This window comes from Aerococcus sanguinicola (genome assembly GCF_008726925.1).
In the GTDB taxonomy this organism is placed as follows: Bacteria; Bacillota; Bacilli; order Lactobacillales; family Aerococcaceae; genus Aerococcus.
Window position 1 is genome coordinate 15,771 of record NZ_VYWO01000003.1, and the last position, 26,199, is coordinate 41,969.

Here is a 26,199-nt window from a genome sequence, read left to right on the forward strand (position 1 = left end):
ACAATAGTGTTCCATATCAGGACAAAATTTGGTCTTATATTAATTAATTTTTAAAACCAATTTTTGTAAACGATAAGAAAGCCGATAGAATCAATATTTGATCCAATTATCAAGAAATATATTTCATGAAATAAGTTTGTGTTATTTTTATAATTTTATTATGAACTATATAATCCATTTAACAAATGTTTCATTATTGCATTGTTTAATTTATAAGGAGGAGACATATGGTAGGTAAGAATAACTATCAGGTCAAGAAGGAAAAGCAGGCAGACAAGTTCTACCGCTATTCCATTAAACGATTAAGTGTCGGGGTGGCCTCGGTTGCTGTTGCAGCCGGCTTGTTATTTACCAGTGACGCTGCCGTGGTTGAAGTAGCCGCCGCAGAAACTGGCAATACGAGCACCCTCGCACAACCGGAAGAAACTGAAGAGGAAAAAGCGCGCCGAGCTGCCGCTGCAGCCGCAGCCCTCGAAGCTGAGAAGCAAGCGAAAGCAGTTGAAGCGCCAGCTGAAACAAGCGCCGCTCCTGTAGCTGAAGCCCCAGTAGAGCCAACCGCTCCTGTTGCTGAAGCTGACAAGAAGGCCGAAGAAGCCCCAGCTGAAAAGCCAGCAGAAGCTGAGAAAGTTGAAGCTGACAAGAAGGCTGAGGAAAAAGCGCCAGAAGCTAAGAAAGCCGAAGAAAAACCGGCTGAAAAGACTGAAGCTAAGAAGGCTGAAGAAGCGCCAAAAGCTGACAAGAAAGCTGAAGAAAAGCCAGCTGATAAAGAAGTTAAGGCTGACGAAAAAGCAGCTGAAGACGAAAAGCCAGGTGAATTGACTTTCTATGCGGCTAGAGATACCTCTAGAAGAGGCCGTGCGAACAAGAAGCCTGACAAACCAGCTGAAAACAAACCATCAACTCGTACAGCCAACTCAGCTAATCCTGGGAATGGCTCAGGTGTTGATACAACCAATTCAGACATGAGCATGGCTGGGGAATCTGAATTAATTAAAAATTTACAGGATTCCGCTATTGATGCAACGGGTAAGAAAGGCGATAAGCGCTCTTATTCCGGTACTGTTTTCGTATATAGAAATGGTAATAGTAACGAAATAACTAAGGAAACCTTAGCTGGCGTTCCTGTTTATTTGCAATGGGCTTATAAAGATGGCTATGTGTCACCAGTATATAAGACTGTTTCAAATGCTGATGGGACCTTTACTTTTACCTTTGATAAGCCAATTATCGATAAGTTTGGTAACGTTCATAAATGGAAATTATCTGATGGGGACCAAGAAGCCTTTGCAGTTAGAACTTGGGCAGAAAACCCTGATCCAGCGAATTTAGCTTTGATCAAGGGTGGGGACCAAATTACTGGATTCCACAAACGTTTGACTCGTACCAATGAATCTTGGGACTTTACGGTAGGGATTGACCGCATTGTGAATGGTCAAGTGGTTTTCCAAGAAAAATTATTGAATAATGATTGGCTAGTTGGCCCTAAAAATACCTGGCGAGTATCCCCAGATCCTTCCGGTGAGTGGAAAGATAAAGGTCCTTATGGGACTGTTAGAGGGACTGTTTGGTTCGATGGTGGCGACCCTGCTGGATCAGATGCTCGTATGTGGAAGAAAGATTCATGGGACCTTCCGGCAGCTAAGACTAAGGTAGTGGCTTCCTACGTGAATGATGAGGTAGCTCGTTTATTCGATAAATGGAAGAAAGACAATAACTACACAGGTTCTGATGGGCAAGACAATCCGAGAATTTTGGAATTTAGAAAAGCTCAAGAAAAAATCATTGCCGATTATGAAAAGAAACATGGCAAAGGATCACATATTGCTGAAACAGTAGTTGGAACCGTTGATTCTGATGGAAATTACTATATTCCATTTAGAGGGCTCTATGGTGTGTCTCGAAATGAAGCAAATAGTGGGCTACCAATTTCTCATACGATTAAACCTGAAGAATATGGAAAAGTAGTTGATGTTAAAGATGAAAACCATACGAATTTAATGGCTTGGAATGGGACGATTGGTCAAAAACACCGTCACATTAACCAAGATTATATGTATGCAGCTTCTTTGATTGATAACTATAATATTTGGTCAAATACATCACAAAACAACATGTTTGCTCTTCTAGACGGGGCTGCAAAACCAGTTGGTCCATCAAACTTGGCTTCAGGAAATATCTCAGACGTCAATTTTGCTGCCATCGTAGCTAAACCGGCTCATGCGATTAAAACTTACGATGCACAATCAAACTTTGCTCCAGCCGGTGCAAAAGTAGAAAATGCGTCTGAAGGTCTTTTACCAAGTACGACTTATGTCCAAAGATGGTTTAAAGATGGTAAGCCATATGGAGAAGCGACTGAATTCGTAACAACTCCTGAAGGCAAAGCACCAGCCTCCATTCCATTGAATGTCGATAAGCAACTTGGCGCACCAGCTAAATTCACTTCTGCTATTTTCTTAAATGATGGAAGCAAGCATGATAATCTAACAGATGCACTTGCTGCAGATGCTTTCATTGCAGCTCCTAAGGTCGAATATGATAAGATCGAAAAGCAAGCTGGTCAAGAAGCAAAAACAGCTGCACCAAAATATAAGAATGAAGCAGGTAAAGCATATACACCGAATGCCAATGACGGTAAACCAACTTTCTCATTTGAAGAAAGAAAAGAAACGGTTGATAAGAATGGCGAAACCAAAATCTCTTACGAACCGCTTAAAACTGTCAAAGTTGGAAATAAAGATATTCCTGTAAGCGTTGATCCTAAGACTGGTGTAGTAACAATCAAGGCTGCAGATACAGCTAAGATTCCAGGTGAAACTGTCACCGTTCCTGTAACTCTTACTTATCCAAATGGGATGAAGATTCAATCAAATGCTGTGATTCAGGTCTTAGCTAAGGAAAAACAAAAAGACTTAGTTGACCCAGTCTACGAACCCGTCCAAACCAATGTCGGTCAAGAAGCTACTTCAAACCTTAAGTTCATCGACAAGGCTGGCAAGGATGTCGCTAAACCAGCAGGCGCTAAGTTTGCTTTAGCTGATAATGCACCAGCCGGAGCAACAATTGACCCCGAAACTGGTGTTGTGAAGTACACCCCTAAAGCAGCTGACGCGGATACAACCGTTAATGTCCCAGTCGTTGTTACCTACAAAGATGGCTCACAAGATAACACCAATGCGCCAATCCATGTGGCTGCCCAAGATAAGATCAAAGACGTAACCGATCCAAATGCCCCTGTTCCAGAAGGCTATGTTCGTCTGAAATTCAATGCAGACTCCAAGGACGGTTCGGTGACCGGTAAATTTGCGGATAAGTCTAAGGTCAAAGCTTTCGACGTCCTCAAGGGCACCAAGTTTAACGACCCAGCTATCCAAGAGAAATTCGACCAAGTTGTACCAACTAACCCAGTTGCAGACAACCCAGCCAAGAAATGGTCTTCATGGGAACCTATCTTTGACAATGAATTAGTGAAAGATACCCCAATTGAAGAAGGGCTCACTGGCGACACCCGTGAATACCACTCTGTTTACGAAGACAAAGCCTTCAACGAAAACAATGTCGGTATCGCTAAGGTTGAAATCGTCAAAGACCCAACCAAGAAAGCCTACACTGAAGGCAAGGAAGGCGACAACAAGCTTGATCCAGCCGGCACCCAGGTGAAATTAACCGATGCCAATGGCGTAACAAAAGTTGTTGGACCAGAAGACTTCGGCAAGTATGGCATTAAAGTTGGCCTTAAAGACGTACCTAACTACACCCCAGACACACCTCTAACCAAGAAAGACCATGACGGTAAGAAGGTTGAAGTCACTGTCCCAGGTAAGACGGGTGAACTCAAGGCCGAATCCAAGGCACCAATCACGGTGAAACAACAGGATAAGGATGCTTACCAACCAAGCTACGAAGAAACCCAAGCTAATGTTGGTCAACCAGCTGCTTCGAAGGCACCAACTTTCAAAGATAGTGCCAATAAAGCAACTAAGACTCCAGCCGGCGCTAAATTCGCTTTAGGCAAGGGGGCTCCAGCAGGGGCTAAGATCGATCCTAAGACCGGTGTTGTGACTTACACCCCTCAAGATGCTGACGAAGGCAAAGTGGTCAAAGTTCCAGTCGTTGTGACTTACGGCGATAAGACAACCGATACCACAGAAGCAAGCTTCAACGTGGCCCAACGCGCTGACGTGATCGAACCAACTGATCCAAACGCAGAAGTCCCACAAGGCTATCACAAGGTAACCCTCAAGGCCGGCGAAGGCACCCAAGTTCCAGAAAAAGTTCTCCACGTAAGAGACGGCAAGGGCATCCCAGCTGACAAGTACCCAGCAGCTAAAATTGATCCTGCTAAAGCCAATGACTACAAGGAACCAATCACTTGGTCTGTTGCTCCTAATACCCCAATCACCAAGGATGAGGTTATTGTAGCTAACGCCACTAAGAAGACTGACGCAGAAAAGAACACGCCACAAGCTAAGGACCAAACAGTTAAAGTTGGTGAAACACCTAAAGCAGAAGATTCTATCGCGAACTTAGGCGATCTTCCACAAGGGACTAAGGTGGCTTACAAGGAACCTGTTGACACCAAGACACCAGGTGACAAACAAGCAACTGTAGTGGTAACCTACCCAGATGGTTCAAGTGAAGAAGTTCCAGCTAAAGTTGTCGTAAAAGACTTAACTGATGCAGAAAAGAACACGCCACAAGCTAAGGACCAAACAGTTAAAGTAGGCGAAACACCTAAGGCTGAAGATTCAATTGCGAACTTAGGCGACCTACCACAAGGGACTAAAGTTGCCTACAAGGAACCAGTCGATACCAAGACACCAGGTGACAAACAAGCAACTGTAGTGGTAACCTACCCAGATGGTTCAAGCGAAGAAGTTCCAGCTAAAGTTGTCGTCAAAGACTTAACTGATGCAGAAAAGAACACGCCACAAGCTAAGGACCAAACAGTCAAAGTCGGCGAAACACCTAAGGCTGAAGATTCAATTGCGAACTTAGGCGACCTTCCACAAGGCACTAAAGTTGCCTACAAGGAACCAGTCGATACCAAGACACCAGGTGACAAACAAGCAACTGTTGTTGTAACCTACCCAGACGGTTCAAGCGAAGAAGTTCCAGCTAAAGTTGTCGTTAAAGATTTAACTGACGCAGAAAAGAACACACCACAAGCTAAGGACCAAACAGTCAAAGTCGGTGAAACACCTAAGGCTGAAGATTCAATTGCGAACTTAGGCGACCTACCACAAGGGACTAAAGTTGCCTACAAGGAACCAGTCGATACCAAGACACCAGGTGACAAACAAGCAACTGTTGTTGTAACTTACCCAGACGGTTCAAGCGAAGAAGTTCCTGCCAAGGTACAAGTCAAAGACTTAACGGATGCAGAAAAGAACAATCCTCAAGGTCAAGACATCAACACCAAGGTAGGGGAAACACCAAACGCTAAAGACGGAATCAAGGATGCGGACAAGTTACCACAAGGCACCAAGTTCGAGTTCAAGACACCAGTCGATACGCAAAAACCAGGTGACAAACCAGCAACTGTTGTTGTAACCTACCCAGACGGGACTAAGGATGAAGTGCCAGTAACGGTTAAGGTTTCTGAAAATCCAACCCAAGCTGAAACTACTACCCCAACTGTCCCAGCCAAGACCGAAGTCGAAGACAAGACTAACTTAACCCCAGAAGAACAAGACAAGGTTAAGAAGGCTATCGAAGACGCCAACAAGGATAAATTCCCAGCGCCTAAGGACGGCCAAAACCCAACAACCGTTGAAGTGGCTAAAGACGGCACCGCAACCATTACCTATCCAGATGGGTCTACAGACACCATCCCAGGTACCGACTTAGTTGTTGAACGTCCTAAGACCACTGTTGAAGGCACACCTAAGACGGTTAAGCCAACTGCTGATCCTCAAGACACCGGTCTAGTTGTGAAGAACCAAGACGACAAGACCCCAACTAAGGTGACTGCCAAGGACGAAGACGGTCAAGACGTTCCTGTAACCGTTGACCCAACAACTGGTAAGGTTTCTGTAACTCCAGGTACTAAGGTAGACGGCCCAATCACCGTAACCGTTGAAGACAAAGACTTACCAGCAGGTAAACAAGACTTCGTCGTTCCAGTTGAAGGTCATGAAGCCGGACGCGATGATAACGGTACTGATAAGACCCAAGCAGACCAAATCACGCCTAACCTCCCAGCTGAGAAAACTCCTGTAGCTGACAAGACTAACTTAACCCCAGAAGAAAAAGATGCGGTTAAGAAAGCTATTGAAGACGCTAACAAGGATAAATTCCCAGCGCCTAAGGACGGTCAAAAACCAACTACGGTTGAAGTAGGTAAAGACGGCACCGCAACTATCACCTACCCAGATGGGTCTAAGGACACCATCCCAGGTACGGACTTAGTTCGCGAAAAGACTAACGTTGATGACTCAGCTGTTAAACCTGTCAACCCAACGGACGACAAGCAAGGCACTGGCATCAAAGTCAACAACCCTGACAAAGACACCACAGTAACCGCTAAGGATGAAGACGGCAAGGACATTCCTGTAGTCATCAACCCAGAAACCGGCGAAGTGGAAGTTACTCCAGGTACAAAAGTTGACGGTCCAATCACAGTAACAGTTAACGACCCAGACCTACCAGGCGGTAAGAAGGAAGTTACCGTTCCAGTTAACGGCCACGAAGCTGGTCGCAACGACAACGGTTCAGATCCAACCCAAGCGGATCAAATTACACCTGCTGTCCCAGCTGAGAAGACTCCAGTTGCCGATAAGAACAACTTAACTGATGACGAAAAAGCTCAAGTTAAGAAGGCTATAGAAGACGCTAATAAGGATAAATTCCCAGCAGCTAAGGAAGGCCAAAAGCCAACCACCGTTGAAATCGGTAAGGACGGCACCGCAACTATCACCTACCCAGATGGGTCTAAAGACACCATCCCAGGTATGGACTTAGTTCGCGAAAAGACTAACGTTGATGACTCAGCTGTTAAACCTGTCAACCCAACGGACGACAAGCAAGGCACTGGCATCAAAGTCAACAACCCTGACAAAGACACCACAGTAACCGCTAAGGATGAAGACGGCAAGGACATTCCTGTAGTCATCAACCCAGAAACCGGCGAAGTGGAAGTTACTCCAGGGACAAAAGTTGACGGTCCAATCGTAGTCACAGTCAACGATCCAGATCTCCCAGGTGGTAAGAAGGAAGTTACCGTTCCTGTTAAGGGCCACGAAGCAGGCCGCGATGACAACGGTTCAGATCCAACTCAAGCAGACCAAATCACTCCTGACCTTCCAGCTGAGAAAACTCCAGTCGCCGACAAGAACAACTTAACCCCAGAAGAACAAGCTGAAGTTAAGAAGAAAGTCGAAGACGCCAACAAGGACAAATTCCCAACACCTAAGGAAGGCCAAAACCCAACCACCGTTGAAATCGGTAAAGACGGCACCGCAACCATCACCTACCCAGATGGCTCGAAAGACACCATCCCAGGGACTGACTTAGTCCGTGAAAAGACTAACGTTGATGATTCAGCGGTTAAACCTGTTAACCCAACGGATGACAAGCAAGGCACTGGCATCAAGGTCAACAACCCTGACAAAGACACCACAGTAACCGCCAAGGATGAAGACGGCAAGGATGTTCCTGTAGTCATCAACCCAGAAACCGGCGAAGTGGAAGTCACTCCAGGTAAGAATGTTGACGGTCCAATTGTGGTAACTGTCAACGATCCAGACCTCCCAGGCGGTAAGAAGGAAGTTACCGTTCCAGTCAAAGGCCACGAAGCTGGTCGTGATGACAACGGTTCAGATCCAACCCAAGCGGATCAAATTACACCTAATGTCCCAGCTGAGAAGACTCCAGTCGCCGATAAGAACAACTTAACTGAAGACGAAAAAGCTCAAGTTAAGAAAGCTATCGAAGACGCTAACAAGGATAAATTCCCAGCGCCTAAGGAAGGCCAAAACCCAACCACCGTTGAAATCGGTAAGGACGGCACCGCAACCATCACCTACCCAGATGGCTCTAAAGACACCATCCCAGGTACGGACTTAGTTCGCGAAAAGACCAACGTTGATGACTCAGCTGTTAAACCTGTCAACCCAACGGACGACAAGCAAGGCACTGGCATCAAGGTTAACAACGCGGATAAGGATACCAAAGTGACCGCCAAGGATGAAGACGGCAAAGACATTCCTGCCGTAATCAACCCTGAAACCGGCGAAGTGGAAGTTACCCCAGGTACAAATGTTGACGGTCCAATCACTGTGACGATCACCGATCCGGAATTACCAGGCGGTAAGAAGGAAGTCACCGTTCCAGTCAAAGGCCATGAAGCTGGTCGCGACGACAACGGCTCTGACCAATCCGCTAAACCGACGATCGAAGCGATCCATGAAGGCGACGAAATCGTGGAAGGTAACGGCGTGCCAGATGCTAAGATTGTTGTGAAAGACAAGGACGGCAAGGTCATTGGCGAAACAACGGTTGACGGTATCGGCAACTGGTCGGTTAAGGTTCCTGCCAACAAACTTTTCGCTGGCGACAAGGTGACGGTGGAACAAACCGAAGAAGGTAAGAAGCCTGCTGTTGAAACCGCAACGGTTCAAAAGGCAACGGGCGAAACGACACGCAAGGGCAACCCAGCTGTCGCTTACCCAATCGAATCCCACCCTGTTGTGAAACATGTCGGCGAAAGCTTGACTGCAGATGACATCACTAAGGCCATTAAGGTAGTCGGCGTTCCAGAAGGCTCTTACAAGGTTACGATCAATGAAGGCCAAGTCCTCCCATCAACCGATAAAGTGGGCGACGCCATCATCGATGTCACCGTAACTTTACCTGACGGCACCACCGAAGCTGCTCAAGTATGGGTGATTGTGAAAGCTAATGCGGACACGACACCTGATGTTAAGAAGACGACCTCAGTGGATGATTCCCAAGTCAAGGAAGTCAACCCAACGGACGACAAACAAGGCACTGGCATCAAGGTCATTAACCCGGATAAGGACACCACAGTTACCGCTAAGGACGAAGACGGCAAGGACATCCCTGTTGTCATCAACCCTGAAACGGGCGAAGTGGAAGTGACTCCAGGCACTGACGTTGACGGCCCAATCACTGTCACCATCTCTGACCCAGAATTACCAGGCGGTAAGAAGGTCGTAGTGGTTCCAGTCAAAGGCCATGCCGCTGGACGTGACGATAACGGCTCTGACGCTGCCCCAGCCCAACCAGAAGCTCCCGTCACCCCAGAAAAACCAGCCCCAGCTGAGACTAAACCTGCCGCTCCTCAAAAAGCCACAGGCGCAGTCAAAGTTAACCACAAAGCACCAAGCGCGCTTCCAAAAGCTAGCCAAGCAGGCAAAGCCCATGCTAAAGCAGCTCAAACGAAGACCAAACTCCCACAAACCGGAGCACTTGTCGGCCTAACGAGCGGCCTCGCCCTCGCTTTAGTCGGCGCTGGTAGCTTACTAGCCCTCGGCAAAGGCAAAAAGAAAGACTAAAATCTTCTTGACCGCCTAAGCTGACACAAAAGAAGCCCTCGCACAAGATCGTGCGGGGGCTTTTTGGCTTGCTTGGGTACTATAAGGTGCAGTTTCTCCACGAGAAACTGCTTCATAATGGAGGAAGGGGCAGCATCTGGGTTAGAAAGTGCAATTTCCCAAGTGGAGATGCAGTATCTCGGATAGAAAGTGCAAGTTCCCAAGCGGAGATGCAGTATCTGGGATAGAAAGTGCAAGTTCTCAAGTGAAGATGCAGTATCTCGGGGAGAACCGGTCATAAGGATAGTGGATCTGTCCGTAACTTGGAGAGAAACGGACACAGGGGTAGTAGATCTGTCCGTATCTCGGGAAGAACCGGACACAGGGGCAAGGGATCTGTCCGTAACTCGAGGAGAACCGGTCATAAGGGTAAGGGATCTGTCCGTAACTCGGGAAGAACCGGTCATAAGGGTAGTGGATCTGTCCGTAACTCGGGAGGAACCGGACACAGGGGCAAAGGATCTGTCCGTATCTCGGGAAGAACCGGCCATAAGGGTAGTGGATCTGTCCGTAACTCGTGGAGAACCGGTCAAAAGGGTAAGAGATCTGTCCGTATCTCGAGGAGAAATGGACATAGGCCAAGAGAAAAGGCAGTAAGTGAGCTAGAAGCTGCCAGATCATAAGGGGAGGTGCAGTTTCTCCCCGAGAAACTGCTTCATCATAGGGACGAAAGCGCTGCCTTGCGATAAAACTTCTACTATTATAGAGAGAAGTGAGTCAGAATTATGGGAATGGGCTGGTGCACCGGCACCTTCTTGGAGGAATATGCCGAATCACCTCGCGCACCGGCATCTTCTCAGAGGAATATGCCGAATCTCCGTGCGCACCGGCACCTTCTCGGGGGAACATGCCGAATCACCCAGCGCACCGGCACCTTCTCAGGGGAATATGCCGAATCGCCTCGCGCACCGGCATCTTCTCAGAGGAATATGCCGGATGACCCCACGCACCGCCACCTCCCCAGCAGCAGCTAGCGGCTCCCAGCTCGACTGGCTCCCACCATCAGCCTCAGTCCACACAAAAAGGCCTTGGCGACCCGAAAGCAGTCACCAAGGCGCTTGATATCACAGCCAATTGCTGAATCTAACTACAAATCTTTTCCCTCATAAATCTTGACGGTGAGGAGGAAGAAGAGGGCGGCTAGGCCTAGGCTAAGCAGGCTGGCCGATAGGAGGAGGCGGCTGGTATCCATGGCCATAAGCGTTTGGATGAGGCCTTGGACAAAGGAGCTGTGCACGATGGTCCATCCGAAGCTGATCAGGAGGAGGAAGCCAATCACCGTGACATAATTCATAAAGACTGGGCCAAAGACCATGTAGAGGAATTGGTAGCCAGCAAGGAGGAGGAGGCTGAGGAGGCCTACCAATAAGATCTCAGACAGGCTATTGGCCTTATAAGCCGGCAGGAGGGTATTCAAGAGGATGAGGGGGACGAGGAAGAGCCCCATTTCGAGCAGGTGGGCGAGGAACTTGCCAGCTACGACTTCCCTCCGACTGACGGGGAGGCTCTGAATCAATTGGCGGTAGGCCCGCTTGTCATCCTGGCCGTCGATGTTTCGAATCTGGAAGAGGGCGAGGACCAGGCCCATAGCTAAAGGCAGCTGGCCGTCTCCGATAATAAAGAGGACACTATAATGGACCAATAAGGAGAGCAGTAATAAGTTTCGGCTGACTTGCCATTCTTTGTTTAGTAAGGCTTTCATTTAATGGCCTCCTTTCAAACTGTAGACCATAATTTCTTCCAGGCTGGCGGGCTCAATGAGCACCTGGTCGCCAAAAAGCTCCTGGAAGCTGGCCGCTTCTTGGGTCAAACCGGAAAAGCCGGCTCTTGTTTCGCTTAAACCGCTGAGCAAGGGACGGGTATCGGCATCCAGCAGGGCAGTCGGCCCCTTGACCAGGCGGTAGCGGTCAAGCAGGTCATCCTTCGCCTCGTCCATCAGAATGCGCCCATCCTGGATCAGGACAATGTAATCGGCAATCTTCTCTAAGTCACTAATGAGGTCCAAGCCCGAAGTCGGTTCATCGAGGATAATCAGGTCGGCATTGTGGCTCAAGGCAAGGGCCAGCGCAAGCTTCACCTTCATGCCCGTGGACAAGGCCTTCACCTTCTTAGCCAGGGGCAGGTCAAAGTCTTGGCACAGTTGATGGAAGCGGTCCGTCTCCCACTTGGCATAGAAGGGGCCAACGACCCTGCCGATAGCTTCCACCGTCAAATTCTCGTAAAAAACATTCTCCGCATAGACAAAGCCGATCCGGTCGCGTGCCGACTTGCCCGCCTGCTGATGGTCCCGGCCCAGGAGCTCAATCTGCCCCCTGTCCAGCTTGACCAGGTCCATGATGAGCTGGATAGTGGTGGACTTGCCCGCTCCATTCGGGCCGATAAAGCCGGTGATATAGCCTTTAGGGATCTGTAAATTCATGTCTTCAATCGCAAAATCGTCCCATCTCTTGGACACATTGCTTAGTTTAATCGCGTCAGTCATCTCTTATTCCTCCATCTTCTCTAGGATGCGTTGGGTCAGGTCTGAGCTAGTCAGTCCGATACTCTTGGCCTTCTGCGTGATGTCGTCTAGGCTCTGGTCGATGTCAGCCAGGATCTTGGCCTCAATCTGTGCCGTATCAAGGTCCGCCACATAGGTTCCTTGGCTAGGGATGGTCATGAGAAAATCCTCCTGCTCCAGGCGCTCATAGGCCTTCTTGACCGTGATCACACTCACGCCCAAATCCTTGGCCAGTTGCCGGATCGAGGGCAGGCGCTCGCGTTCAGCTAGCTGACCGGATAAAATATTACGCTTCATTTCGCTAATGATTTGTTGGTACAAGGGCAACTTGGAAAATTTGGAAAGCTTGATGTTCATCCACAAAACTCCTTCTATAGTGTATACACGGTATATACAGATTATAAGATTCAGGGAGGGGCTTGTCAAGTTTGGGGGAGGGGAGGACCAGCTAAAGCCCCAAGAGCTGGCTTCGATTGCAAAGACAAAAAAATAATTTATTAACTCATAACTAAACAATATTTGTACACCCTATATTATAAGCTGAAACATAGAAAAGATTATAAATACAAAATAATAAACAATCATAACAAGCAAAAAGTTCAGAATAAAAGAAAATAAAGATGTAAGAAACAGCGAGATCAAGAGCCAAATGTCGTTCAGAGAAAAGTAAAAGTTTGATGAGATAAATTTTTAATTACATATAAGGCCTGAAACGCCCTCGACATGAATATTCTGAATAATGACAAAGCGGTTTACTTTACCGATCAAATGTGATCTAATGCTCCTTGTGATGCCCTCCCGCATCATAAGGCCTACTGACTCTCCTAATAAAAAACAAAGCAAATAATGAAACAACCTAGCAATAGTCAGTGGGGCAGGCGATGAAGTCATCAGGCTTCATCGCTTTTTGTATACAATATTGTTTATTTCTGTTGATGAAAATATCTTGAAAAACGAAAACATTTGGAAGGAGAAAGCCTTTGATAGCTTGATTTGTACATGCATTTATAGAAAAGACATTTGGAGGCCGTTTAAATATTTTATGGCCTTTTCTGAAGTTTTTCTTGCGTTTTTTTTTTTTTTTTATACGATTTGGGTGCTTAGATTTAAGCGTAAATCGTGTCAAAAAAAGAAAACGGAGGGGAATTTATGGTTAGTAAGAATAATCTTAAATTACTTCAAGAAAAGAGAAGTAATAAATTCTATCGCTATTCGATCAAACGATTGAATGTTGGCGTGGCATCAGTAGCGGTAGCAGCGGGCTTACTCTTTATGGGCAATGCAGCAGTTGTTGAAGCGGCAAGCAATGAAGAAGTGAGCGCACCCGTCGCTGAAACGGTGGCCCAACCAAGCGAGACGGCAGCAAGCGAAAGTCTTGAAGCCGCACCAAGTCTGGACGAAACACCAGCAAGCACGCCTCAAGCTGAACCTGCTAAGGCAGAGGAAGCACCAACAGCAGAAAAAGAAAATGAGGAAGCACCAACAGCAGAAAAAGCTGGAGCAGAAGAAAAACCAGCAACACCTGAAGCTGACAAGGAAAGTCGTGCAGGCTATTATGCTGGTGAGGGTGCAAGCAATGAGCCTAAAGAACGCTTAGCCCTATATGCCAATGCGGATCAAATTCCTGGCAAAAATGTTAACAGCGAGATTGAAAATGTTGAAATTAAGATCTCCAATCCAAATAGTCGCGTGGGTGAGGGGACCGTTCAACCCCAAGCTAGCGGGTCTTTACGTGTCGATACCTCATTCAACATCGGCAACGGAGCCAAGGCTGGCGACTATTTCGATATCCAATTCAGTAATAATGTCAACCTCAATGGGGTGATGAAAGATGCAGCGGTTTCTTTCGAACCGATCTATTACAAGGGTGCAGTCCTAGCTGAACCTGTTGTGCTCCCCCAAGAGCAACGTCAGATTCGCTATGTCCTAACCCCAACTGCCGAATTATTGGATAATGTGAAGGCTAATGTCAGCTTCCCAATCTTTATCGATCCGAAGACTGTGCCTCAAGATGGCCCACAAAACATTATGGTTTCCGTGGGTGACCGGTCACAGAGCCATGTCATTAATGTGGATTACCAAGGCATCGGCAAGAATCCAAATACTGGGGTAAGTAATGAGATCCTTGTCCAAAACATCGATTGGAAGGGCAATACTTTCCGTGTTCAAGGGGTAGCCAACGCCACTAACTTGACCTTACAAACGGGGGCTTATCCTTTAGATGCGGATTACCAAGCCATTAACCAACACTTAAACCCAGGTGTGCCAACGATTGCGATCACCAAGAAGGATGCGCAAAGTGATGCGGCCTTTAGCCCAGCGGATGAAGTCCATGTTTACCGCATTCCTAGAGGTCAAGAGGTTAACCAAAGCTTATATTATAATCCCAACACCCTCCAAGAAGTGACCAATGATCTGAATATTAAGCGCACGACGGAAGGGATCTTCATTGAATTACCTAACTGCACGAGTGACGCTTATTATTACACGGTAGATACCAAGGTCAAACCCGCTGCGAACGGCGAAACCACGGTATCTGCTAAGAGTACCTTGTACGCCAACAATTCGCCTTTCTACTGGACCTTTGACATCACCAAAAAAACCAACAAAGCGGATGGTTCAGGCGAAGTCAAGGAAAAATACAATATCGGCGATTTCGTCTGGGAAGATGCCAACAAGAACGGAATCCAAGACGCAGGTGAAGCCGGAATTGCAGGCGTTAAGGTGACCTTGCGGGATGCCCGGGGTGAAGTGCTTGAATCCACCGTCACAGACGCTCAAGGGAATTATCACTTCAACCAGAAAGCAGCCGGGGTCTATATTGTGACCTTCGATGCCCCTCAAGGCTATCTGCCATCCCCAGCTAACCAAGGCACACCCGGGAAGAACTCGCGTGGCAGCCAAGTCGTGGTTAGCTTAGAGAACGGGAATGACATGACCGTTGACTCTGGTTTCTACAAAGATGAAAAGAAAGCCGATAAGAAGTTTACAAACTTTGAAATGACAACTGAAGAAGTGGCCTTCGAAGTTCAAACCCGCGAAAACAACAACTTGCCTAAAGGGGTAACCGTTGTGGTTCAAGGTGGCGTTAAAGGCCGTGACCGTGTCATCTACAAACATGAATTGGTTGAAACTACTGAAACAGGTCAAGATACCATCCAAGTTGACGGGAAGAACTACAAGTCCTACTTTACCGAAGTGAGTCGCGTACGGGAGTTAGAACCTCAAGCTGAGATCCGTGAAGTCGGAACCAAAGAGGAAGTAGCGCCTAAGGATGGCAAGTCCTCATTCGTTAAATTAGAAGCTGGAACGAACTCAGAAGGCCGCCAAGGCAAGTGGGTCACCAGCTACTTCGACAAGAATGGCGACGGCCAATTCGGTGAAGACGAAGTGGTCTCACGTGAATTCATTGCTGACGGTAAAGACGGCGATTCAGGCAAAGACGGTAAGTCCTCTTACGTTCATCTCGTTAAGGGAGAAAACGAAGCGGGCGACCAAGGCCAATGGATCATTAGCTACTTCGATAAGAACGGCGACGGCAAGTTCACTGAAGATGAAATCGTTTCTACTGAATTCGTTGCGGACGGTAAAGATGGGAAGGGACCTAAGGCCGAAGTTAAAGATAACGGCGATGGTACTCACACCGTAACCATCACCAACCCAGACGGTACGAAATCTGAAACAGTGATTGAAGATGGTAAGGACGGCAAGGCCGCTACAGCTGAAGTCAAAGACAACAATGACGGAACGCACACGATTACCATTACCAATCCAGATGGTAGCCAAACAACCACTGTGGTTCGCAATGGTGAAAAAGGCGACAAGGGTGATCCAGGTAAAGACGGTAAGTCTTCTTACGTTCACCTGGTTAAGGGACCAAACGAAGCAGGCGACCCAGGTCAATGGATTATCACTTACTTCGACAAGAACGGTGACGGTAAATTCACCGAAGATGAAATTGTCTCAACTGAATTTGTTGCGGACGGTAAATCACCTAAGGCCGAAGTTAAGGATAACGGCAATGGAACTCACACCGTAATCATCACCAACCCAGACGGCACGACATCTGAAACGATCATCAAAGATGGAAAAGATGGCAAGTCTGCCACAGCTGAAGTTAAGGACAACGGTGACGGTAGCCATACCATTACCATCACTAATCCAGATGGCAGCCAAACAACTACTGTAGTGAAAAATGGTAAAGATGGTAAGGACGGTAAAGATGGTAAATCCGCTTACGTTCATGTAGTCGAAGGACCAAACGAAGCCGGTCAACCTGGTCAATGGATCATTAGCTACTTCGACAAGAACGGTGACGGTAAATTCACCGAAGATGAAATCGTCTCAACCGAATTCGTTGCGGACGGTAAATCACCAAAAGCTGAAGTCAAAGACAACGGCAATGGGACTCACACTGTAACCATCACTAACCCAGACGGCACGAAGACTGAAACAGTCATTGAAGATGGTAAGGACGGCAAGGCCGCTACAGCTGAAGTCAAAGACAACAATAACGGCACCCACACCATCACCATTACTAACCCAGATGGTAGCCAAACGACTACCGTAGTGAAAAATGGTAAAGACGGTAAGGACGGCAAAGATGGTAAGTCACCAAAAGCTGAAGTCAAAGACAACGGCAATGGGACCCATACGGTAACCATCACTAACCCAGACGGCACGACATCTGAAACGGTCATCAAAGACGGTAAAGATGGCAAGTCTGCCACAGCTGAAGTTAAGGACAACGGCGACGGTAGCCACACCATTACCATCACTAATCCAGACGGCAGCCAAACGACTACCGTAGTGAAAAATGGTAAAGACGGTAAAGATGGTAAATCTGCTTACGTTCATGTAGTCGAAGGACCAAACGAAGCCGGTCAACCTGGTCAATGGATCATTAGCTACTTCGACAAGAACGGCGACGGCAAGTTCACCGAAGATGAAATTGTTTCAACCGAATTTGTTGCGGATGGTAAGTCACCTAAGGCTGAAGTCAAAGACAACGGCAATGGGACCCATACCGTAACCATCACCAACCCAGATGGCACGACATCTGAAACAATCATCAAAGACGGTAAGGATGGTAAGGCTGCCACAGCTGAAGTCAAAGACAACAATGACGGCACCCATACCATTACGATTACCAATCCAGATGGCAGCCAAACAACCACTGTAGTGAAAGATGGTAAAGACGGTAAGGACGGCAAAGATGGCAAATCAGCTTACGTTCATGTGGTTGAAGGACCAAACGAAGCTGGTCAATCTGGCCAATGGATCATCACTTACTTTGACAAGAACGGCGACGGCAAGTTCACTGAAGATGAAATTGTTTCAACTGAATTCGTTGCTGACGGTAAGGATGGTAAAGATGGCCAAGACGGCAAGACACCATCCGTTAAGGTTCAACCGGGTCAAAACGATAAAGGTGAAAGCGGCCAATGGATTATCGTTTTCGATGGCGATAACAAAGAAATTTCTCGCGAATTTGTCCGTGACGGCAAGGATGGCCAATCACCACGTGTCGATATCCGAGACAATGCGAACGGTTCATACACTATCATCGTGACAAATACCGATGGTTCAACCCAAGAAACCATTATTCGTGATGGTAAAGACGGTAAGTCACCACAAATCACAGTAACTGACAATAAAGATGGCAGCTACACGATCACAGTCATTGACACCGATGGCAAGAAGACCGAAACTGTCGTACGTGATGGCAAAGACGGTAAAGATGGCAAGGACGGCAAAGATGGTCGCGGCATTGTCAATGTTTACTTCGATGAAAACAAACATTTAATCATCGAATATACGGACGAGACGAAGACAGACCTTGGCTATATTTGCGAAATTTGTTCGAAAGAAGATAAACCAGGTAATCCAGGTGGCAATACCCCAGGCGGCGACACCCCAGGCGGTAATACTCCAGGTGGTAATACACCAGGCGGCAACACCCCAGGCGGTAATACTCCAGGTGGCGATACTCCAGGTGGTAACACACCAGGCGGCAACACCCCAGGCGGTAATACTCCAGGTGGCGATACTCCAGGTGGTAACACCCCAGGCGGCGACACCCCAGGCGGCAATACCCCAGGTGGCGATACCCCAGGCGGCAATACACCAGGTGGCGACACCCCAGGCGGCAATACACCAGGTGGGAACACCCCAGGCGGTAATACCCCAGGTGGCAATACTCCAGGCGGTAATACCCCAGGTGGCAATGTCCCAGGCAGCAAGCAACCAGGTGAAGCAAAGATTAAACGAACAAAGCATGTAGAAATTAATCAAAAGCTGACACCTAAAGCCAACGGAAAAGCTACTAAAGGTCACCAAGCAGTAAACAGTAAATTACCACAAACAGGTGCTATCGCTGGCGTATCAACAGCAGCACTTACAGTATCCGTACTTTTGGGCTTTGCATCACTAACATTAGGATCAAAGAAAAAAGATTAAGTAATATAATAATCGCAGGTATTTCTTCTCAATATCCTTCTCATCAGTACAAATAACAATAAGGCATATCAAAGACGCTATAAAGCTGACTTGATATGCCTTTTGTTGTGTGTGTGGGGTGGGGATATACCCACATGTATATAATATGGTAGGAACTGGTCCAGAATGATTGGGATGAGCTAGTGGACCGGCATTTTCGTGAGCGAAGATACCGACTGACGGCGTGGACGGCTCCACAAAAACGACAACGTTGTCGCTTTTCAGATAAGCTGTCTTTAGAGACAAATAGATAGCTGTTGATTTAGGATTTTAGCCCTAAACTTCAGCTATTTCCTGCTGTTCAGGAGTGTCATGCTACTATTTGAGAGTGATCGGCTTTCTGGGATATTTTATATGGTAAAGTATATTTAATCATAATAAAATAGATTGGAGAAATTGATATGAAGAAATCCATAAAGTATCTTGGCTTAAGTGTGTTGACCCTATCCATGCTAGCTGCTTGCTCGAATACTGAGGAAGGCGCGAGTCAAGGGCAAAGTGATGACCAAGCTGGTGGACAGGAATTAGTGACCAATTCAAAGTCTGACCAGAAAGAAGTAACAGAGGACGATGTTGATAAGATTAAAGAACAAATTGAGCTATCAAATCTTAAAATTGAAGAATCTAAACGGAACCCAGATGACTATCAGGTGCAGACAGCTGGTTCACTATGGGATACCTCATTCACTGTGACGAATAATAGTGATTTTACCGTGAGCTTCCCTGTCGAATTTTATAGGACAAGGGGGGTTGAAGATGAATACGGCGAAATTACTTCAGAACAGACGAATGAAGCAGGTTTCGGGCAAAGTTTCGAAGATCTGGAAACTGGAAATATTCTTGATAAGGGCTATGTTGCTTACCTTGAGCCTGGCGAAAGTCGGACTTATCAAGGCTATATGACAACTGTTGAAAATGAGGAAATTCATCAAGCAGTAGAAATGGGAGATATGTTCTATACGAATGTAGAGGATGCTGAAGATGGGAGGGTCCCTCATGTTGCGACGACTGATGAAATTAGCTATGAGTTATTTAAGGAGAGACCTGATGATGTAGTCATTAGTTTAAAAGCCAAAAATAACTTAGATCAATATATTAAATTCGCTAACTTTTGGTTCAAAGATAAGGAAAAGTCAGGGGATTCCCTGGTAGGGTATGATGTTAGTCATCTAAAACCTAATGGGGAAGCTACAGCTGAAAATGTTTGGGCTGTGGAGCCTGAAAACTTACAAAGTACCGGTTATGTTCTGTACTATGTCGACACAGCTAAACGCGATGAAAACAAATAGATCATTCTATCCGGTATAAAACAAGGAAATCCAACGCACGACCTGACTGAGGCCTTGCGTTGGGTTTTTTTCTTAACTACGATGTGGCTACATCCTGGTCAAGCACCCACCCCAAATAATACCTGCCATCTCGCAAGAGGTAAGCTTTCCGACTATGGCTCTGCTTGACAGCCTTCTCACCGACTACTTTATAGGTCTTACCGAGAACTTTGGGGTGGATACGCTCACCAGTCTGCCAGTGAGTAGCGTGCTTGGCGATGGTGACTTCCTTGGCATCACGCAACTTAACCAGCTCATTGACGGCTTGCTGGACGGTCGCGGGATTGTGGCCAGCCTTCCGTAGGCGACTTACTCTCACGGCTCCATTGCCCCACTTGGCGTCCAACACCTCCTTAGCTAGCTGGTAGTCCTTGTCGCTTGGCTTGGCAGTAGAGCTACTGTAATGTGGCCTTGCATAGCCTTTTACCTGCCAGTCGTTCCATCGGATGTAATTGCGGCGGACCATAGCTCCCGAATTTCCTTCGATCGTAGTCACTCGGCCTCCCGACACGGCTTCAACGAAACCAATATGGTCGGCGAATCCTCCGCCATCCCAGTCGAAGGTGATGATATCGCCGGGCTTGGGATAGGCACGTCCTAGCCAGATACCGAGCTGGGTGAAGCGGTGGATGTGGCACTGGACACCGCACTCCCGGCCGATGAGTGATGTAGCTCCCACTTCATCGCTGACCGCTGTGACGAAGGCGTCACACCAGTCATCGGCGTAGGTCATCGTGTAGCCGACCGGACGGGGCAGGACGGAATTATAGCGGTCAATGAGTGCCTTATGCGTGCCCGACCACTGGCGGACGCCTATATACTTCCTGGCACAATTAAGGATGTCTTGGACGCTGACCATAACCATCACCCCCTCCGTGGTAGTTTTGACTTGAGATTTGTAATATGGTACCTAAAAAGGCGGTGCCCAGGTTGATAAGGGTGACCCAGATATCGACGGCCTCCCAGTAGAGGACCTCGCCAACGCCTTTGACCAGGACAGCCAGGGCAGGTAGGAAGATCAGGACGAGCCATTTTGCTTTGTCGTAGGAATTATTATCTAGGAACATACGTGAACCTCCAAACTTTTGAGTCTTTCTTTGAACTGCTGTAGGGTATCTTGGTGGATCTTCAGTTGGTAGCCTTGGCGACCGACTGCCTGGGTCAGCGCTTGGCAGGCTTCCACTTGGCTATCGAGGCTGGTTTGGATCCGGTCGATGCGTTGAATGAGGTCGTGGATGGCGGTGATGAGCTTGACCAGGTGGCGAATCAGCGTGACCAGGGTGAGCAGGGCGCCAGCCAGACTGCCGATTTCAATCAGTGTCATGGTTTCCTCCTTTTATGAGCTTAGCCCGGGCTACTGTCTGGAAGGCCTAGGCGGGACGCCTTTTGAAGTCGAGGGATAAAAAGCCCCGCTGGGAGTCAGCGGGGCCTGGTCAAGGGGACTTAGGCTAGGGCGTCAGCTTCCCCGGCGACGTAGAGGTCGTCGACTTGGCGGGTCACATAGCGGGCAGAGACGGGTTCGTCATAGACCACGGTGCCTTCTGGGGTGACGAAGGCTTGGGCGCCAGCGATGGCTTCGATAGCCGCTTGGGCTTCCGCTGCGCTGACATCCAAGCGGGGGTTAGCGACGGTGAGGCGGGTGGACTTTCCGAGGGAGTTCTTGAAGTTGAGTTCGAGCTTTTGAGTGACTTCTGGCATGTCTTATTCCTCCTTCTAAGGGCTTAGGCGAAAACGTTGGTGACCACTTCAGCGACAGCGAAGATATCGTAGTTGGAGACTGAAGCGTAGGCTTCCTGAATGGCCTTGGCCTCCTCTGTTGAGATGTCTTCCTTCAAGTGGTTGATATGGATCTTTTTGTCTTTACCGGATTCGGTGTCGAAGCCGATCAGCTGCAGGCGGGCGCTTTCGAATACTTTCATTTGTGTTTCCTCCTTTTTTTGGCTGGGTCATGCATGACACCCTAAGAACGAGATGGCAGGCGGGAATGTCAAGGGCGGAGAATATCGGCGAGGGGGAGGAGCTTCTCCCGCAGGCGCTTGACCCGGCAGTGGACGGCTTGGCGGGAGACGCCATCTGCCTGGGCGATGCTGGCGAGGGAGTGACCGGCCTGGAGTTGACGGACGGTCTGGAATTCCTTGGGCGTGAGGATGTCCTTGGCCTGGGAGAGGAAGACCTGGACGGCCAGGGAGTGGTCAGTGGGAGAGTCATCCTTGAGGTAGTGGAGGCCTTCCAGGGAGCTCGTTCCTTCAGGCTGCCGGCGGAGGAGGTCCAAGCAATACCAGGACAGGGCGCGCTTGAGATAGGCCGTGAAGCGGAAGCGATCCTGGTCGAGGAGGTCCCCATCAAAAGATTCCGCCACCTTGAGTGCCTTGAGCCGGAGTTCCTGGAGCAGGTCGTCATAGTCCGCATGCTGGGGTGCAATGGAGAAGCCGGCCAGGACATGGTGGAAGAGGGGGGTGAACTGGTTGAGAATTGCGGTTGAATTGGGCATAGGGTCTCCTTTCTTGGGCAAGTGATCGATCCTAAGTCCATGATAAGGGACCTCAGTAGTTATTGCATTAGCAGGGAATGAGCAGGAATGCGTCAAAAGTGAGCATCAGGGTGTGAGCAAAGGCGTTCAGAAAGGGATGACTGGAGGCAGAGAGGAAAAGAGCGGCTTTCCAGCCGATCGTTCCACTCTGCTGAAGTCACTCCCTTTCTGCCTTTGCGAACCCGACTAGAGGGTGTAAGCAAAGGTGCCTGCCTCGCGTCACTCGGTGCTGTGAGGCTACCGCCAAGGCCCCCGATTTGCACTCAGGGGCTCTGAAAGCAATTCCGCCCGCCGAACGTTGTCCTGTAAGCATGCCCTAAACAAAAAACAGGTTATCCTGGCGATAACCTGCGCGCGCTAGTCGAATAAAAAATATCTGTCTAACCGAGTGCGGGCTGTAATTCTGTGGTGGGGGCGAGCGACTTGGCGTAGTTGTAGATGGTTTCGGGGAAGCTGAGGTCGAACTGGCTTTCGCTCATGGCCCACAAGGCATAGAACAGGTGGTGGAGGGGCTGGTCGATGCTGGCCTCGTTACGCAGGTTCTTGACCAAGCGGCCGAGCGCCTGGCTGACCGAGAGACCGTCGACATAGCGGTAGTTGAACTGGATCTTGGTCTGGCTTAGACGGGAGAGGGTATAGAGCTGGGCGAAGGCTCGGCCAATCCGGTCTTCAATCAGGGGCAGGTAGGTCGCCGTCTCCAGGTCATGGAAGCATTCGATGAGACCAAGCGCCAATTCACTGGGCGAGGGATAAGCGCTCTGGCTCCTTGCCTGGCGATTATCAATTTGGGTGATGGTCTGTGCCAAGAGCAGGCGCTCGATCATTTTTTCGCGTTCGATTAAGACAAGTTCTTCAGTCATGTGGGCCTCCTTGTTTAATTTAATTAATTCAATTTGTTAATTCGTCTTTGTATATTTAGTCCTTTGTTAATTAGTATTTTGTTAATTAGTTATTAGTAGTCGCCGGTTACCAGTAACTAGCTTTCCTAGTTACTGGTAACCTACATCTTGCTTTCCATTATCTAGCTTTTGACTAGCTATGCAGTCGCTTGAGGGGACGTTCATAGACGATGGTCTTCCAAAATTTGATCCGATTGCCCGTGGCATGGCGGACAGGCAACCGTTCGATGTAGCCTTCTTTGACAAGTTCTGTCCAACCACTGCGGAAAGAAGTTTTTCCGTCAGTGGCCTGGTCTTTGACCGTCTCAATTCGGATCACCCAGTCATCAGGCAGGGAGAGCAGGTAGGCAAGGATTCCTTTTGCCTTCCAGGACAGGTCGGGCCGTTGGAGGAATTCGTTATCGATCAAGGAATAGTTATTGTCTTTCTCAATTCTCACATAGGACGTCTGGGGGCTGGGGCAAATATGTTTAATCATGGCTTGAACCTCCTAGAAAGTGATGACAAGCTAAAACTAGTGATTGACGCGCGGCAGACGTCACGGCTTGACCGCCGCTTCAGCTAGAGCACGGACTCACCGCGGATGGCGTTGATGGTGAGCACCAGCTCGGCTTCAGGGCCCAGGAAGATACGGTCCTTCTCCACCTGGAAGAGATAAGACATGGTCTCGAGCATCTGGCAAGGCATCAGGCTGCTGTCCCGCTCATAGCGGCGTAGGGTCTGCACATGGATGCCACAGAAATCAGCAACCGTCTCAGCTGAAAGCCCGCAGTTCACCCGGCAGGCCTTAATGGAAAATTTCATGCTAAAAAAACCTCCATCTGGTCATAAATTAATATTCAATTGTCAAAATTAGATAAAAATAATGCAAAATTGTTACACGATTGAGGCCTCAAAATAAATATATCAAACAAGAAATTATTTTCAAGAGATAATAGGACCAATGAATAAAAATTATAATCTATGCTCACTTTTTGAGCATGGGTGGTGAGGAGAAAGAAGGAATAACTTTCCCATCTCATTGACTATAAATTATGTAGCGTGCAATAAGTTTCTGAATGAACAATTTATGCTTTAATATGATAGCGAGCAAGTCATTGTTTAACTAAATTATACGGTTTGGGAGTGCATTTTAACGCTTTAGGAATACAAAAAATCGACAATTTTTGAAAAGTGAAGAAAAAGTGAAGATATAGTTGCATTTTTATCAGCAATGTATTACACTACGAAATATACATAAGATTGGTTTTACTGATATTATGGATTCCCTTTTGAACTGAAATCGTTAATATTAGTCATTCAAAATCTCATTCATATCATAATTTATGAATTAATTATGAATTATTTTATGATTTAGTGTGACTAAAGAAGTGGTTTACGTTATAATAGGGGTGTGTAGGGAGAGGAAGAATTCATCTTTGAATTTCAACTCTACATGATGTAGTTGTTACTAAGAATTTTTGACTAAGGTCAAGGAGGAATTATCTATGAAAGACTTGTAAAAAGTTTTATTAACATCAGTTGCTACTACTGCAGCTGCCGGTGCTTTCTTCGCAGCTAACGCTAACGTTGCCCAAGCAGCAGAATTAAATAAATTTGAAAATCCATTCGGCCCTGGCGGAATTGGGACACGTTTTGAAGAATTCCATACAGACGAGACTCCTAAGGAAGAAACTAAGAAAGAAGAAACTCCTAAGGAAGAAACTAAAAAAGAAGAAAAAGTTGAAATTCCAGCAGATGAAAAAGCTCCTTTAAGCAAAGAAGAAGCGCCATTTGCAGGCAAAGAAACTAAACAACCTGAATTCACAGATGCAGAAAACCCATTCGCTGGTCGTACGCAAGGTGAAGAATTCACTGAAGCAGAAGCTCCATTCAAGAACCGCCAAGAAGGTACTGAATTAAACGGTGCAGAAGATCCATTTGGCGCAACTAAAGTAAACAAAGAAGCTCCAACGACTTCATACGAAAACGTACCACACTACTTCGATACCCTACAAGATGCTTTAGGTGCTTATCCTAACGCTAAACCAATGTATGACAACAAGACTGATAAGTATGTTGTTTACTCAGACAAGGGTCAATTAGTTAAATATGAATTCAAGACTGTTGAAGAAGCAGCAGATGCATTCCCTAACTTAGATCCACTTGCTGAAAACGGTAAATACTATGTATATACTGACCAAGCACCTGTGTTAAAATATGTGTTCGATACTCGTGAAGAAGCATTCAACGCTTTCCAAGATATCGCACCAATGTTCGAAAACGGCAAATATGTTGTTTACACACAAGAATCACCAAAAGTTCGCTATGAGTTCAAGACTGTTGATGAAGCATTAGCTGCATTCCCAGGCTCAAACCCAATGGCTGAAGGTGACATCTATGTTGTTTACACCAACATGAAACCTGTAGCTGGTACTGTTGCTGAAATCGTTCCAGGTAAAGTTGTTAAACCAACTGCTTTAAACCCTGAAACTGGCAAACCTTTAAACCAAGCTGCAGCAGCTCAACAAGATCCTAAGGCTGAAGGTGAAAAACCAGCAGACCAAAAAGATCCTAAGGCTGAAGGCCAAAAAGCTGGCGACAAGAAAGCTGCTGACAAGAAAGCTGCCGACAAGAAAGTCGCTGCTAAGAAAGCTGACGCTGTTAAAGCGAACAACAAGAAAGAAGCTGCTAAGAAAGCTAAATCTACTTTACCTAAGACTGGTGCAGTTGCAACCGCAGCTCCTGCAGTATTAGGCTTAGCATTAGCTTCTGTTGGTACTGCCTTCGCATTCGGTAAAAAGAAAGAAGACAAATAAGTCTTTCTTAATTGAATAAGAAGCGAAAACAACCTTAGCATTATATGATCGGACGAGATAGGCAATTGCTACGGTAATTGCCTTTTTTC

At 47.3% G+C, this 26,199-nt stretch carries 17 protein-coding genes; 4 read left to right on the forward strand and 13 right to left on the reverse strand.

Annotation, left to right across the window (positions count from 1 at the left end):
• The first annotated feature begins 227 nt into the window (after nt 1–227).
• Nucleotides 228–9,518, forward strand: a complete 9,291-nt coding sequence (locus tag F6I03_RS09960; protein ID WP_150983080.1) for a Rib/alpha-like domain-containing protein — start codon at nt 228–230, stop codon at nt 9,516–9,518.
• Between the two features lie 1,126 nt (nt 9,519–10,644).
• Here F6I03_RS09960 and F6I03_RS05465 read toward each other — a convergent pair.
• Genes F6I03_RS05465 through F6I03_RS05475 form a run of 3 tightly spaced genes read right to left on the reverse strand, consistent with a single transcriptional unit; the run spans nt 10,645 to nt 12,414 of the window.
• A complete protein-coding gene (locus F6I03_RS05465) occupies nt 10,645–11,259 on the reverse strand; it encodes an ABC-2 transporter permease (protein ID WP_070430531.1) in 615 nt (204 codons plus the stop codon).
• Nucleotides 11,260–12,039 carry an ABC transporter ATP-binding protein gene (locus F6I03_RS05470; protein ID WP_070430530.1) on the reverse strand — a complete coding sequence of 260 codons (780 nt, stop codon included), beginning with the start codon at nt 12,037–12,039 and terminating at the stop codon, nt 11,260–11,262. It lies immediately after the preceding gene.
• Between the two features lie 3 nt (nt 12,040–12,042).
• The gene (locus F6I03_RS05475) at nt 12,043–12,414 is read right to left on the reverse strand and encodes a GntR family transcriptional regulator (protein ID WP_070430529.1); all 372 of its coding nucleotides are present in this window, start codon (nt 12,412–12,414) and stop codon (nt 12,043–12,045) included.
• A gap of 792 nt (nt 12,415–13,206) precedes the next feature.
• On the opposite strand from F6I03_RS05475, the gene F6I03_RS05480 reads away from it, so the two are divergent.
• On the forward strand, nt 13,207–18,516 hold the full coding sequence (locus tag F6I03_RS05480; protein ID WP_150983081.1) for an SdrD B-like domain-containing protein: 5,310 nt from the start codon (nt 13,207–13,209) through the stop codon (nt 18,514–18,516).
• Between the two features lie 440 nt (nt 18,517–18,956).
• The gene (locus tag F6I03_RS05485) at nt 18,957–19,844 is read left to right on the forward strand and encodes a hypothetical protein (RefSeq protein ID WP_070430553.1); all 888 of its coding nucleotides are present in this window, start codon (nt 18,957–18,959) and stop codon (nt 19,842–19,844) included.
• Between the two features lie 76 nt (nt 19,845–19,920).
• Here F6I03_RS05485 and F6I03_RS05490 read toward each other — a convergent pair whose 3' ends face one another.
• From F6I03_RS05490 to F6I03_RS05535, 10 genes are all read right to left on the reverse strand, one after another.
• Entirely contained in the window at nt 19,921–20,742 is an 822-nt protein-coding gene (locus F6I03_RS05490) for a CHAP domain-containing protein (RefSeq protein ID WP_191622026.1), read from the reverse strand.
• The gene (locus F6I03_RS05495) at nt 20,717–20,950 is read right to left on the reverse strand and encodes a phage holin (protein WP_070430551.1); all 234 of its coding nucleotides are present in this window, start codon (nt 20,948–20,950) and stop codon (nt 20,717–20,719) included. Before F6I03_RS05495 ends, F6I03_RS05490 begins: the two co-directional genes overlap by 26 nt.
• Nucleotides 20,941–21,207 carry a hypothetical protein gene (locus tag F6I03_RS05500; RefSeq protein WP_070430550.1) on the reverse strand — a complete coding sequence of 89 codons (267 nt, stop codon included), beginning with the start codon at nt 21,205–21,207 and terminating at the stop codon, nt 20,941–20,943. Before F6I03_RS05500 ends, F6I03_RS05495 begins: the two co-directional genes overlap by 10 nt.
• Nucleotides 21,208–21,326: 119 nt before the next feature.
• A complete protein-coding gene (locus tag F6I03_RS05505; protein ID WP_070626280.1) occupies nt 21,327–21,581 on the reverse strand; it encodes a DUF2922 domain-containing protein in 255 nt (84 codons plus the stop codon).
• Nucleotides 21,582–21,604: 23 nt separating this feature from the next.
• Nucleotides 21,605–21,802 (reverse strand): hypothetical protein, encoded by a 198-nt coding sequence (locus F6I03_RS05510; protein ID WP_070430548.1) that lies wholly within the window; start codon nt 21,800–21,802, stop codon nt 21,605–21,607.
• Between the two features lie 68 nt (nt 21,803–21,870).
• On the reverse strand, nt 21,871–22,374 hold the full coding sequence (locus F6I03_RS05515; RefSeq protein WP_070430547.1) for a sigma-70 family RNA polymerase sigma factor: 504 nt from the start codon (nt 22,372–22,374) through the stop codon (nt 21,871–21,873).
• A 419-nt stretch (nt 22,375–22,793) separates the two neighbouring features.
• Complete coding sequence (locus F6I03_RS05520) at nt 22,794–23,273, reverse strand: hypothetical protein (RefSeq protein WP_070430546.1); 480 nt, start codon at nt 23,271–23,273, stop codon at nt 22,794–22,796.
• A 172-nt stretch (nt 23,274–23,445) separates the two neighbouring features.
• Entirely contained in the window at nt 23,446–23,790 is a 345-nt protein-coding gene (locus tag F6I03_RS05525) for a hypothetical protein (protein ID WP_070430545.1), read from the reverse strand.
• Nucleotides 23,791–23,873: 83 nt separating this feature from the next.
• Entirely contained in the window at nt 23,874–24,116 is a 243-nt protein-coding gene (locus F6I03_RS05530) for a helix-turn-helix domain-containing protein (protein WP_070430544.1), read from the reverse strand.
• Between the two features lie 646 nt (nt 24,117–24,762).
• Nucleotides 24,763–25,254 (reverse strand): hypothetical protein, encoded by a 492-nt coding sequence (locus F6I03_RS05535; RefSeq protein ID WP_141737839.1) that lies wholly within the window; start codon nt 25,252–25,254, stop codon nt 24,763–24,765.
• An 88-nt stretch (nt 25,255–25,342) separates the two neighbouring features.
• Between F6I03_RS05535 and F6I03_RS05540 the strand changes: the two genes are divergently transcribed.
• Nucleotides 25,343–26,110: an LPXTG cell wall anchor domain-containing protein gene (locus F6I03_RS05540; protein ID WP_070430543.1), complete on the forward strand. Its 768-nt coding sequence runs from the start codon at nt 25,343–25,345 to the stop codon at nt 26,108–26,110.
• Nucleotides 26,111–26,199 lie beyond the last annotated feature (89 nt).